Origin of the sequence: Chryseobacterium vrystaatense (assembly GCF_000737765.1) — a bacterium.
GTDB classification, from domain to species: Bacteria; Bacteroidota; Bacteroidia; order Flavobacteriales; family Weeksellaceae; genus Chryseobacterium; species Chryseobacterium vrystaatense.
Window position 1 is genome coordinate 136,530 of record NZ_JPRI01000007.1, and the last position, 11,717, is coordinate 148,246.

The 11,717-nt window shown below is 37.6% G+C and carries 18 protein-coding genes; 17 read left to right on the forward strand and 1 reads right to left on the reverse strand.

Going from position 1 to position 11,717, the window contains the following annotated elements:
- Positions 1 to 6: 6 nt before the first annotated feature.
- A complete protein-coding gene (locus IW16_RS17530; RefSeq protein ID WP_034747284.1) occupies positions 7 to 459 on the reverse strand; it encodes a T9SS type A sorting domain-containing protein in 453 nt (150 codons plus the stop codon).
- Between the two features lie 161 nt (positions 460 to 620).
- Between IW16_RS17530 and tpx the strand changes: the two genes are divergently transcribed.
- The 17 genes from tpx to IW16_RS17615 all read left to right on the forward strand — a co-directional run bounded on the left by tpx (position 621) and on the right by IW16_RS17615 (position 11,650).
- Positions 621 to 1,118, forward strand: coding sequence for a thiol peroxidase (tpx, locus tag IW16_RS17535; protein ID WP_034747287.1), 498 nt, complete (start codon positions 621 to 623; stop codon positions 1,116 to 1,118).
- A gap of 88 nt (positions 1,119 to 1,206) precedes the next feature.
- Positions 1,207 to 1,554, forward strand: a complete 348-nt coding sequence (locus IW16_RS17540; RefSeq protein ID WP_034747290.1) for a VOC family protein — start codon at positions 1,207 to 1,209, stop codon at positions 1,552 to 1,554.
- Positions 1,555 to 1,582: 28 nt separating this feature from the next.
- The gene (locus IW16_RS17545) at positions 1,583 to 1,987 is read left to right on the forward strand and encodes a glyoxalase superfamily protein (RefSeq protein WP_034747295.1); all 405 of its coding nucleotides are present in this window, start codon (positions 1,583 to 1,585) and stop codon (positions 1,985 to 1,987) included.
- A 169-nt stretch (positions 1,988 to 2,156) separates the two neighbouring features.
- The gene (locus tag IW16_RS17550; protein ID WP_034747302.1) at positions 2,157 to 3,368 is read left to right on the forward strand and encodes a DUF763 domain-containing protein; all 1,212 of its coding nucleotides are present in this window, start codon (positions 2,157 to 2,159) and stop codon (positions 3,366 to 3,368) included.
- 202 nt (positions 3,369 to 3,570) lie between these two features.
- Complete coding sequence (locus IW16_RS17555) at positions 3,571 to 4,161, forward strand: Crp/Fnr family transcriptional regulator (RefSeq protein WP_051890402.1); 591 nt, start codon at positions 3,571 to 3,573, stop codon at positions 4,159 to 4,161.
- A 78-nt stretch (positions 4,162 to 4,239) separates the two neighbouring features.
- A complete protein-coding gene (locus IW16_RS17560) occupies positions 4,240 to 4,653 on the forward strand; it encodes a VOC family protein (RefSeq protein ID WP_034747305.1) in 414 nt (137 codons plus the stop codon).
- A gap of 133 nt (positions 4,654 to 4,786) precedes the next feature.
- Entirely contained in the window at positions 4,787 to 5,248 is a 462-nt protein-coding gene (locus tag IW16_RS17565) for a hypothetical protein (protein WP_034747309.1), read from the forward strand.
- Between the two features lie 105 nt (positions 5,249 to 5,353).
- A complete protein-coding gene (locus tag IW16_RS17570; protein WP_034747312.1) occupies positions 5,354 to 5,878 on the forward strand; it encodes a hypothetical protein in 525 nt (174 codons plus the stop codon).
- A gap of 1 nt (position 5,879) precedes the next feature.
- On the forward strand, positions 5,880 to 6,656 hold the full coding sequence (locus IW16_RS17575; RefSeq protein ID WP_034747315.1) for an alpha/beta fold hydrolase: 777 nt from the start codon (positions 5,880 to 5,882) through the stop codon (positions 6,654 to 6,656).
- Between the two features lie 123 nt (positions 6,657 to 6,779).
- Positions 6,780 to 7,211, forward strand: a complete 432-nt coding sequence (locus tag IW16_RS17580) for a VOC family protein (protein WP_034747318.1) — start codon at positions 6,780 to 6,782, stop codon at positions 7,209 to 7,211.
- A gap of 77 nt (positions 7,212 to 7,288) precedes the next feature.
- Positions 7,289 to 7,702, forward strand: coding sequence for an SRPBCC family protein (locus tag IW16_RS17585; protein ID WP_034747320.1), 414 nt, complete (start codon positions 7,289 to 7,291; stop codon positions 7,700 to 7,702).
- Positions 7,703 to 7,737: 35 nt separating this feature from the next.
- On the forward strand, positions 7,738 to 7,977 hold the full coding sequence (locus IW16_RS17590; RefSeq protein ID WP_223878190.1) for a helix-hairpin-helix domain-containing protein: 240 nt from the start codon (positions 7,738 to 7,740) through the stop codon (positions 7,975 to 7,977).
- Between the two features lie 92 nt (positions 7,978 to 8,069).
- Entirely contained in the window at positions 8,070 to 8,936 is an 867-nt protein-coding gene (locus tag IW16_RS17595) for a VOC family protein (protein ID WP_034747328.1), read from the forward strand.
- A gap of 108 nt (positions 8,937 to 9,044) precedes the next feature.
- The gene (locus IW16_RS17600; RefSeq protein ID WP_034747331.1) at positions 9,045 to 9,878 is read left to right on the forward strand and encodes an SDR family oxidoreductase; all 834 of its coding nucleotides are present in this window, start codon (positions 9,045 to 9,047) and stop codon (positions 9,876 to 9,878) included.
- Positions 9,879 to 10,089: 211 nt separating this feature from the next.
- Complete coding sequence (locus IW16_RS17605; RefSeq protein WP_034747334.1) at positions 10,090 to 10,518, forward strand: SRPBCC family protein; 429 nt, start codon at positions 10,090 to 10,092, stop codon at positions 10,516 to 10,518.
- Positions 10,519 to 10,621: 103 nt separating this feature from the next.
- Positions 10,622 to 11,065, forward strand: coding sequence for an SRPBCC family protein (locus IW16_RS17610; protein ID WP_034747337.1), 444 nt, complete (start codon positions 10,622 to 10,624; stop codon positions 11,063 to 11,065).
- A gap of 126 nt (positions 11,066 to 11,191) precedes the next feature.
- Positions 11,192 to 11,650 carry a DoxX family protein gene (locus IW16_RS17615; protein WP_034747340.1) on the forward strand — a complete coding sequence of 153 codons (459 nt, stop codon included), beginning with the start codon at positions 11,192 to 11,194 and terminating at the stop codon, positions 11,648 to 11,650.
- The last annotated feature ends 67 nt before the right edge of the window (positions 11,651 to 11,717 follow it).

Consider the following 11,717-nt stretch of genomic DNA (forward strand, 5'->3'; position numbering starts at 1 on the left):
TAGTTTTTAAGGTTTTTTAATGATTTTAATAGGTTTAAGATCCGGATTTTTAAAAGAGATCATGTAAATTCCGGAATTAAGGTTTCGAAGATCCAGTTTTCCGCTGTCAATTTTCGTTTTCAAAACAAGTCTTCCCGAAGCGTCATAGATTTCTGCATCTTCAATTTTTGAATTTGAATTTAAAGTCACATAAACAAAGTCAGCGGTTGGGTTGGGATAGATCTTGACGTTTTCTTTTTCAAGTCCTTTAACGCCCAAAACCTGTAATACAGATTGATAGAACATTCCCATCGTCCCGGAATTGGCTTGGTCAGGATTGGTGGGAATTACATAAATTTCCCCTACAGACTGCGTGAAATTGGTATCAGAAACTGCCCCGGAATTAACATTTCCGATCACAGACTGGGCGAAACCCAAGACGGGTACTCCAAAGAGCAGGAAAGTAATTTTTTTTCGCATAGTTATTATTTTTTTTGGATAGCGAATATAAATAAAATCTGACTAAAAAAATTACTGCAGATAGATAAGTCTTTTTATTTCTACTTTAAGAATTATTTAACCTTTAATTGTTTCCAGAAACTTTCTATTTTAAGTAAATTTGAAAAACTAAAAATTAAATTATGTCCAATATTACATTAAAAGGAAACGCAGTAAATACAATAGGAACTTTACCATCAGTAGGAACGACTATCAAGGATTTTGCTTTGGTAGACTCAGGTTTAAATGTAAAAACACTTGAAAGTTTTGAAGGAAAGAAGAAAGTGTTCAATGTTTTTCCAAGTATTGATACTCCAACTTGTGCATCTTCAGCAAGAAAATTCAATGAAGAAGCTTCAAGCCTTGACAATACAGTGGTGATCAATGTTTCTAAAGATCTGCCTTTTGCATTGGGAAGATTCTGTGCAGCTGAAGGATTGAATAACGTAGAAACCCTTTCAGATTTTAGAAGCAGCTTCGGTGATGATTTTGAATTAACTATTACAGATTCTCCATTGAAAGGACTTTTAAGCCGTGCAGTAATCGTTACTGATGCTGATAATAAAGTGGTTTATACAGAACAGGTTTCTGAAATCGCAGATGAGCCTAATTATGAGGCAGCTCTTTCTGCTTTGAAATAAAATCTGAAAATAAAATTTTACAGAGGCCCAGTGGAATTTTATTTCTCAGGGCCTTTTTTAGCAATTATAATTTCTAAAACTCTTCACGATGGTAAAAAGAATAGTGGCCAATATCAAAGCTGAAAATCTTTCGGAGGGAGATCACTTCTACCACGGCATTTTGGGTCTCGAAACATTAATGGATCACGGCTGGATCAAAACTTTTGGAAATCATAAAGAAGCGAAGGTCCAGGTAAGTTTCGCCACTGAGGGAGGAAGCGGAACAGAAGTTCCTTTACTTTCAATTGAGGTGGATAATGTGGATGAACTCTACAGGGAAGTACAAAAGGCAGGTTTTGAAATCATTTATGGTATCACAGATGAAGAATGGGGTGTCCGCCGGTTTTTTGTAAAAGACCCGTTTGGAAATGTAGTTAATATACTTTCACATCAGTAATTTTGTAATAAACAGTAAACAACAGATCATGAAAGCAGAAAAGATTATTCCGATTCTCAGGATTTTTGATTACCAAAAAGCCGTTGAATTTTACGTAGACTGGCTCGGTTTCGAGATTGTATTTGAACATTATTTTGATGAAAATGCTCCGGTTTATATGGAAGTGAAGAGAGAAAATATTATTTTTCATCTAAGCGAACATCACGGTGACGGAACTCCCGGAAGCAGAGTGTTTATCTGGGGCGAAGGCGTTGCCGCATACCATAAGGAACTTATTGATAAAAAATATAAATACAACCGTCCCGGATTGGAGAAAGCCTTTTACGAAGCGGTCTCCTTTACAGTAGATGATCCTTTTGGAAACAAAATTATATTCAATGAAAACTTTGATGAAGATAAACATAAAGACCTTGAGTTCACCTCTATTCATTAATCATCATATCGATTAAAAGGACTTTGAAACATTCAGTGGAAATAGACGTGTGATAGTTTTATAAGAAAAATCTACACCAGGGCTCGCCAACACTTTTGGGCTGAAAACAAATGATTCAAATCATCAAAAAAGAATCTATACTATAACTACCTTTACACTTTAGAATCTTATGAAACGTTCAGGAACAGCAGATATGCCTTTACATTACGGAAAAGTACCGCCCTGGCTGTATGAACGTATGTCGGCACTTGGGCTTTCCATTATTGAAGTGATTTTAATGGATTATGGTAAAGATGAAGTTCTCAGAAGACTTGCAGATCCCTTCTGGTTTCAGAGTTTTGGAGCAGTAATGGGAATGGATTGGCATTCGTCAGGGATAACCACCTCTGTAATGGGAGCTTTGAAACGTTCCATTAATCCGAATTCACAAGCACTTGGGCTGTATATCTGTGGTGGAAAAGGAAAGTATTCAAGAGAAACGCCTTCTGAGCTCATTCAGATTGCTGATAAAACAGGTCTGAATGGTCATGAGCTGGTGAGAGCCAGCAAACTTTCTGCAAAAGTAGACAATACCGCTATTCAGGATGGTTATCAGCTGTATCTGCATAATTTTATTGTAGCAGATAATGGGAGCTGGAGTGTAGTACAGCAGGGAATGCATGAGTCGGACGGTACAGCAAGACGTTATCACTGGCATTCCGGAAATATCAAATCGTTTATCGAAGAGCCTCATACAGGAATTAATGGAGTTTCAAGAGGAAAAATCCTTAATTTAACTGATTCTGAGGCCTCACCAAACCGTAAAGGTATTCTGGATATTTCTCACACGGATTCTATTGATGTGATGAAAGATTTTGCACGGCTGATTCTTCCTGCTCATCATGATGTTCAGGCTTCAGATGTCGATTTGAAGCGTCTCGGGGCACTTCTATACCTGACCAGGGAACAGCAACCACAGAATTTTGAAGATCTTTTAATGCTTGAAGGGGTAGGCCCCAGAACGATGCAGTCTTTGGCGCTGGTAAGTGAAGTGATTCACGGAGCTCCCTCAAGGTTTGCCGACCCTGCCAGATTTTCTTTTGCCCATGGAGGAAAAGACGGACATCCATTTCCGGTTCCTACCAAAACGTATGATGAAAGTATCAGTATCCTCAGAAAAGGAATTGAAAAATCCAAACTCGGAAATTCCGATAAGCTGAACACTTTAAATAAACTGCATCAGATCGTAGCCGCTACTGAAAAAGATTTCACCCCGGATTTTGATATCCAGCAGGTAATTGAAGAAGAGAGGCAGAATTCATGGCGCTTTGGAGGAAAAACTGTTTTCGGTGATGCAGAACCCCCGAAAAATCCCAAAGCCATCCAGCTTTCCTTATTCTGACAGGAGATGATAAGCAGCTTACTAATGCTATCCTTTGATAGGGAAGTAAATAATTGTTTAATTATTTAGAAACAATAAAAACAACTAGTAATAATACAGTTATAGACATCGTTTCACCTATGTTCTTTCAATTTGTTTAACTTTTTCTGTTTATGATTCGATAAAAAATTATATTTTTAAAGACTTAAAAAACACCGAATCAATGACCAGCAAAGCCCTGGAAATCTGCTACGATTTCCCTTTTTTTCTGCAGGAAGAGCTTGACGAAATATTTCAGGCTCACGAAAAAGTTTCGTTCCAGAAAGGAGATAGCATTCTTAAAGAAGGAAAAACAGCCAACGAGTATTATATTCTGGAAAAAGGCCTTGCACGTTCCTATGTCAATGACTTTAACGGTAATGAAGTAACTACACACTTTTTTGCAGACAACGAGGTGATTATCGAAGTCTTGTCCCTTTTTCAGAGAATTCCTTCCCAGGAAGATATCGTTTGCATCACAGACTGTGAATGCTGGAAGTTTGATTACGAAACTTTTCAGGAGCTGTTTCATAAAATACCTAATCTCAGAGAATGGGGGAGATCGTGGATGTCAAAAGAACTTTTTACCTATAAGCAGCGTTCTGTAGAAATGTTTACATTATCTGCCACCAAACGTTATCTTAATCTTTTGGAGCAAAAACCTCAGGTGGTACAGTTTGCTCCCCTGAAGCAGATTGCTTCCTACCTGGGTGTTACAGACACTTCTTTAAGCCGTATACGTAAAGAAATAGTTTCCCATCCAAAGAAAAATTAAATCTTGTCTTATGGCAAGTTGATTTTCATGAAGGCTTGGTAATTTTGGTTAAAAGTTTAACACCAAATCATTACCATTATGAAAGCCAATCAAATTTATGTCAACCTTCCGGTAAAAGATGTACAGAAAACAAAAGCATTCTGGACCCAACTCGGTTTTACTATTAATGAACAATTTTCAGATGATAAAGCGACATGCGTTATCCTGAAGGACGATAGCATTTTTGTCATGTTTCTGACAGAAGAATATTTTCAGACTTTTTCAGAAAGACCTGTTCCAAAGGGTGATACCACGCAGGTTCTTGTAGCTGTTGCTTTAAACAGCCGTGAAGAAGTTGATCAGGTTGTTAATACAGCATTGGAAAATGGAGCTTCGCAACATGAGGAGCCGCAGGATTACGGATGGATGTATCAAAATTCTTTCTGGGACTTAGATGGACATGGTTGGAATATTACCTTTGCCGATATTTCCCAACTTCCTGCTGAAGCTTAAAATAACTCTATGATCTTCATAGATTTCAGAAAGAAAGTTTCTAAGCATCTAAAAAAAACAGGCTTAGAGTCTACATCAATCCTTTCACCCAAAAGGCACAATCTCAATTTACAGGACATAAAAAATCTCTACCATGGAAACACAATCAAACGATATAGAATTGATAAAAGTTCAGGTGTTCAGCAATTATAAAGTGATTTCACTGAATACAGACGGTATCAGCCATGAAGAATCTATGATCTTCCCGAATGGTGAAGCGAATTGCATGAACTGGGTTTTGGGACATTTAATTTATATACGTAATGCTTTTCTAAATGTTCTTGGCGAAGAATCGGTCTGGGATAACGAAAAGTTTTCATGTTATAACAGAGGCGCATTTCCTTTGGAAAGAAAAGATGAACTTGTTCCTTTTGAAGAGCTAATGTCTTATCTCCGGCAATCTCAGGATAAACTGGAAGCGAAACTTATTAGCATGGAAAGCTTTAATCCCGAAACGGTTAATGATATAGCGATTTTGTCTTTTCATGAAAATTACCACAGTGGACAGTTAGGCTACCTCAGAAGAATTCTTGGGAAACCGGGAGCTATAAAGTAACACTTAACATAACACCTTATTCACTTTCAAATTCTGAGAAATTGTGCAGGATATGGATTTGATTCCTTTGAGATATCATTTTTAAAACAACTAAAAATTACAGAAATGGACACACCAAAATCAAAAACAATGGAGATTGTTATTCCTGCTTACAGAATGCATACCCAAAGCTTTCTTAATGTTTTGGACGGAATTTCAGAAGAAGATGCATTGAAAAGAATTGAAGGAAAAACCAATCATATTGTGTGGATGGCCGGAAACTTTGTGAATATGAGATACAGTCTGGGCTGGGTATTAGGACTCAAAGAGGAAGATCCGTACGGTGAACTTTTCTTCCAGGGAAAAGCATTGGACGAAAGTTACAAATATCCCAGCTTAGATGAACTGGAAAAAAACTTTCATGATATTTCTCCCAAAGTATTCCAAAAACTTGGGGAAATGACCGATGAAGAATTAAATGAAATATTCGAGATCGGAATGAATATTCCTTTTGTCAGGGAAACCAAGCTCAATTTCACCGGGATGTGTATCGGCCGCGAGGATTATTTATGCGGACAGATTGGTCTCATGAGAAGAATCCTTGGTTATCCGGGAATGAAATACGATATGGATGAAACTATAAAATATTAATATGGAACCCAAAGAAAAGGGCTACCAAAACGTCAACGGGATCCGAATGTACTATGAGATCTATGGTTCCGGAAAACCTTTGGTACTCATTCATGGTGGAGGTTCATCCATTCTCTTTGATTTTAAAGAAGTGATTGCCAGGTTTGAAAGTCAGTTTCAGCTGATAGGAATTGATTTGCAGAACCACGGAATGACCGATCATCGGGATGTTCCTGAAACCTTTGAGCAGGATGCTCATGATGTAGTTGCCCTTTTGAGGAAAATTCATATCGAAAAGGCTTCATTCTGGGGATTCAGTAACGGAGGAAATACGGTCATACAGGTGGGGCATCTTTATCCTGAAATTGCCGAAAAAATAATTGTGGCTTCTGCATTCTACAAAAGAAGCGGAATGATAGATGGTTTTTTCGAAAGCATGGAGGAAGCTACTCTGGAATCAATGCCTGAACCCCTTAAGATCAATTTTCTAAACCTCAATCCCGACTTTTCAAAGCTTGAAAATCTGTTTGACAAAGATAGTAAGAGGATGCAGACCTTCGAAGACTGGGATGATACAATTTTAACTTCGGTCAAAGCTAATGTATTGTTCATCAGCGGAGATAAAGATGTTATGAAACCGGAACATGTGGTCGAAATGTGGCGATTGGTTCAGGAATCTCAACTGATGATCCTTCCGGCAACGCACGGCTCCTACATGATGAGTGACTTCGAAGGAAATACAGATCATAATTTAATAAACTTCACGGTCAGTGAGGTGGCAAAATTTTTAAACGATTAAAGTCCTGCACAGTACCAGGTGCAAAGTCAGTATAATCTTAAAAAAGGGCTCTATATAAAGATGATATATAGAAGATTAAACAAAATAACAAACTAATTCATATTAACTTAAAAATCAGAAATCATGGCTAAATTAAATCCATATCTAAATTTTGACGGAAAAGCGGAAGAAGCTTTCAACTTTTACAAATCTGTTTTCGGTGGAGAATTTCATGGCGAAATTCACAAGATGGGCAATGCTCCAGGAACTGAAAATTTATCAGATGAAGAGAAAAACAGGGTCATGCACATTGCACTCCCTATTGGACAGGATCTTCTGATGGCTTCAGATATTGTTCCAAGTTTCGGACAGACACTGAATGTAGGAAATAATAATTATGTTTCCATTTTTCCTGAGTCCAAAGAGGAGGCAGACAGGCTTTTCAAAGGACTTTCCGAAGGAGGAAACGTTGAAATGCCAATTGAAGACCAGTTTTGGGGAGATTATTTTGGAAGTTTCCAGGACAAGTACGGTGTTCATTGGATGGTGAACTATAATGAAGAATCATCAAAATAATCTTATATTTAACTAAATTTATAAGGGCAGTTCAAACCCGGACTGCCTTTTTACATTAACATTTAAAGAATAGAATTATGGATCCGATCAAGATAGATATTACGATTTTAGCCCCTGTAGAAAAGGTTTGGAATTATTTTAATGAACCAAAGCATATCATGAAGTGGAATGCTGCCCATGAAAGCTGGCAGTGTCCAAGTTCAGAAAATGATTTAAGAGTAGGCGGGAAATTCAAAACCAGAATGGAAGCAAAAGATAAAAGTTTCGGTTTTGATTTTGAAGGAATTTACGATGAGGTGATCCCGAACGCTGTGATTAAATATCATTTGGAAGACGGAAGGAAGGTAGAAGTCATTTTTGATAAAATTGATGACAATACCACAAAAATTACCGAAATTTTCGATCCTGAAAAACAAAATTCTGTGGAAATGCAGAGGGAGGGCTGGTATAGCATTCTCAACAATTTTCACAAGTACGTTGAAAATAACTAAAATACTCACTCTCAGTCATGATAAATCTGGTCATAATGGCAAAATGCTTAAGCTCCATTTGTGCTGTTAGTCATGTTGTTACAAATAATAATTTCCTCTATGGCATTATTGCAGTGCCGGCGAGAAGAGCTTTGGAAAGAGAAAAAATAGACTCGTTTGAAAAACTTTCAGGCTATTCTGAACAGGAGATCATGGAACTTCACGGTTTCGGAAGGAATGCGATGGAAAAGCTAAAAAACCATATGAAGGAAAATCAGGTCTCTTTCAGAAATTAATTATTGCAATTACCGGATCTTTTTGTCATTGCGGACCTGTTTGTCAGCAGTGACCAGTAAAACTATATATTTCAATCTTAAAATTTAATACAATGAATAACGATATTTTCCCATGTCTCTGGTTTGATGAAGAATCAAAAGAAGCGGCAGAATACTATTGCGATGTGTTTAAAGGAAAGATCACTGTTGATACTCCTGTGGTGATGAATATTGATCTGTTCGGGCAGAAGCTCATGCTTCTGAATGGCGGACCTCATTTTAAAAAGAATGCTTCAGTCTCTTTTATGGTCATCTGTGCAACTGAAGATGAAGTTCAGCAGTATTGGGACAGGCTGATAGAAGGCGGTATTGCCCTTATGGCACTTGATTCTTATTCATGGAGTAAAAAGTATGGGTGGGTACAGGACAAATATGGGGTTACCTGGCAATTGTTTTTAGGAGACAAACCTGAATCACAGAAAATCATTCCAACGATGATGTTTATCCATCAAAATAATGGAAAAGCAATGGAAGCGATGGAATTTTATACCAAAACTTTCCCCAATTCAAGCATTGGGAATATCCTTAAATATGGAGATGACAATGAAGGTCATCCTATATCCGAACCTGCTGAAAATATAAAACATGGTCATTTCACCATTGACGGTTACAGCTTCTTCTGTATGGATAATTCTTATGATCATCAGTTTGATTTTAATGAAGGAATTTCCATAGTGGTGATGACCGATGATCAGGAGCAGACTGATTACCTTTGGAATACCCTTATTTCAGAAGGCGGAAGAGAAAGCATGTGCGGATGGCTGAAAGACAGATATGGACTGAGCTGGCAGATTGTCCCCAAAAGACTGATTGAGCTGATGAATGATTCGGATCAGCAAAAAGCCCAGAAGGTAGTGCAGGCAATGATGAAGATGCAGAAGATTATTATACCACAACTGGAAGAGGCTTATAATTCTTAAGATATAAGGACTGAAAGGTGAAATTAAGTATACCTTTCAGTCCTTTTTCTATTGTAGATTTTAGTTTTCGGCTTGCTGTTTGATGGAGTTTAGGGAAAAGATTTGCCTATGAAAACACAGAACAAGTCAAAATCCAAGTCAAAAGTCCCGAAGGAAGGACTCTTCCCTGAGGTTATTCGTTCCGATTATCAGGGAAGCCGTAAGCTCATTGGAAAAAAAGCTGTCATTTCAGGAGGAGACAGTGGAATAGGACAGGCAGTGGCTGTTCACTTTGCCAGAGAAGGTGCTGATGTAGCAGTTATTTATAAAGAAAGCGACAGGGATGCCAAAGAAACAAAAAGGCTTGTGGAAAATGAAGGTCAGCAATGTATACTGATCAAAGGAGATCTTACTAAAAAAACATTCAGAAGGAAATGTGTTGAGAAGATATTAAAGGACTGGAAGAGTTTGGATATTCTGGTAAATAATGCAGGTATTCATACTTCTAAAAATAATTTTGAAAAGATTTCCGATGATCAGATTCAGGAAACTTTTAATACCAATATTATTTCAATGATTTCATTAACGAGAGATTTTCTGCCTCTGATAGGGAATGGAGGGCGGATCATCTGTACAACTTCAGTTACAGCATACCGCGGAAGCGATCATCTGATTGATTATGCTGCAACAAAAGGAGCTATTTCATCCTTCATCCGATCGCTGTCAACCAACCTTGCTGAAAAGAAAATTACCGTCAATGGTGTTGCACCGGGACCCATATGGACCCCACTTGTAAAAGAAGCCTTCGATGATCTTTCAACATTCGGAAAAGATACCCCGATGAAACGGGCAGGACAGCCTTCAGAAGTGGCTCCCGCATATGTCTTTTTAGCCTCTAAAGATGCAGATTACATCACAGGCGAGGTGATTCACATCAACGGTGGAGACTTTGTGGGAGGGTGAAAAATCAGAAAGTAGAGATAAGAGGTTAGAAGTTAGAAATTAGAAGCTAGAAGCTGAAAGTTATAAAGACCACTAGTAGTATTTTTGACATCTGACATCTGACATCTGACATCTGACATCTGACATCTGACATCTGAAATCTGAAATCTGAAATATCGCATCTTGACTCTTGATTTCTGGCTCTAAAACTAACATCTAAATAAAAAAAACAATGCAAAAAATATTTTTTGAAATCCAGATTGATACTACCCCCGAAAAAGTATGGGATGTGCTCTGGAGCGATATGACTTACAGACAGTGGACAACGGCCTTTACGGAGGGGTCTTTTTATATGGGAACTTTTGAAGAAGGAAGTATCATGAAGTTCTTTGATCCCAATAACAACGGAATGTACAGCCGTGTGGAAAAAAATATCCCTCATCAGGAAATTAAATTTCTTCATCTTGGAGAAATCTATAACGGTGTAGAAACAGAGCGGAACTGGGGTGAAGCCACAGAAGCTTATATTTTGCAGGAAACGGAGACCGGAACAATACTTAAAATTGAAATTCAGACTCCTGAAGAGTTTAGAGAATTCTTTGAAGAAAAGTTTCCGACCGCGTTGGGAATTGTTAAAAATCTTTCAGAAAATCAGCTCTAATACAGCCTGATAATAACTAATCCATTGTAATTTTCCTGTGCTGAAGATTGATAAGCTTAGAATCTGACAGGGGATAAAAACACCAACTACAAAAAATTGAAATATGGAAACCTTATCGTACGAAATTGTGATCAACGCATCATTACAAAGAGTCTGGGACATCCTTTGGAATTCTGAGACTTATGCTCAGTGGACTCAGTTTTTCGGATCCGGATCTGAAATGAAAAGCGACTGGAAAGTAGGAGGGAAAACCTTTTTCCTGAATGGGGAAGGAGAGGGAATGGTATCAACCATCGACAGTATTGACGAACCTAACCAGATTATTTTTAAACACCTGGGAATGGTAGACAAAGAAGGACACGAAGATCTGAACAGCAAGGAAGTAACGGATTGGAGTGGTTCATTTGAAAAATACCTGCTGATTGATCTGGATGGGAAGACCAAACTTCATGCTGAGGTTCAGACCGAAAAAAGATGGGAAGAGCATATGAATATGGGATTTACCAAAGGTCTGGAAATGGTAAAAAATCTTGCAGAGAATCAATAATTTGATCCTTACCTAAATAAACTAACCTTGCAGGTTTTAAAGCCTGTAAGGTTAATTTTACGATGATAGCAGATACTGTATCACGAAATATAGTATCTTTCTTTTACGATAAAATAAAATAAGAACATGAAATTATTAACAATCCTTTTCGGGACATTCATTCTGGCTCTGCTTGCCACCTTTATATTTCAGGGAAAACCGGACTTTTTATTTTCTGGAAATCTGGGAATGGCCGTTTTTATTATATTTACCGGACTTTCACATTTTAAATTTCAGAAAGGAATGGCGTTGATGATTCCTGATTTTGTCCCTGGAAAAATGTTTTGGGTATATGCCACAGGGGTTATTGAAATTGCAGCGGGAATAGGACTGATGATTCCATCTATACGCGAGCTTACAGCCATACTGCTGATTGTTTTTTATGTTTTGGTTTTTATTGCCAATATCAATTCTTCAAAAAAGAAAATCAACATTTTTAAAGCAGATTATACCGGTCCGGGAATGGCTTATCTTTATAAGGAGCGAATTCCCATGCAGATTATTTTAATAGCGTGGACCTGGTATTTTGGAATTTATCTGAATTAGATCGGTTTATTTTATTTATTCATTTGTGTGTTTTTTTTATAATTTATGTAACGTTTTCGCTTAAATG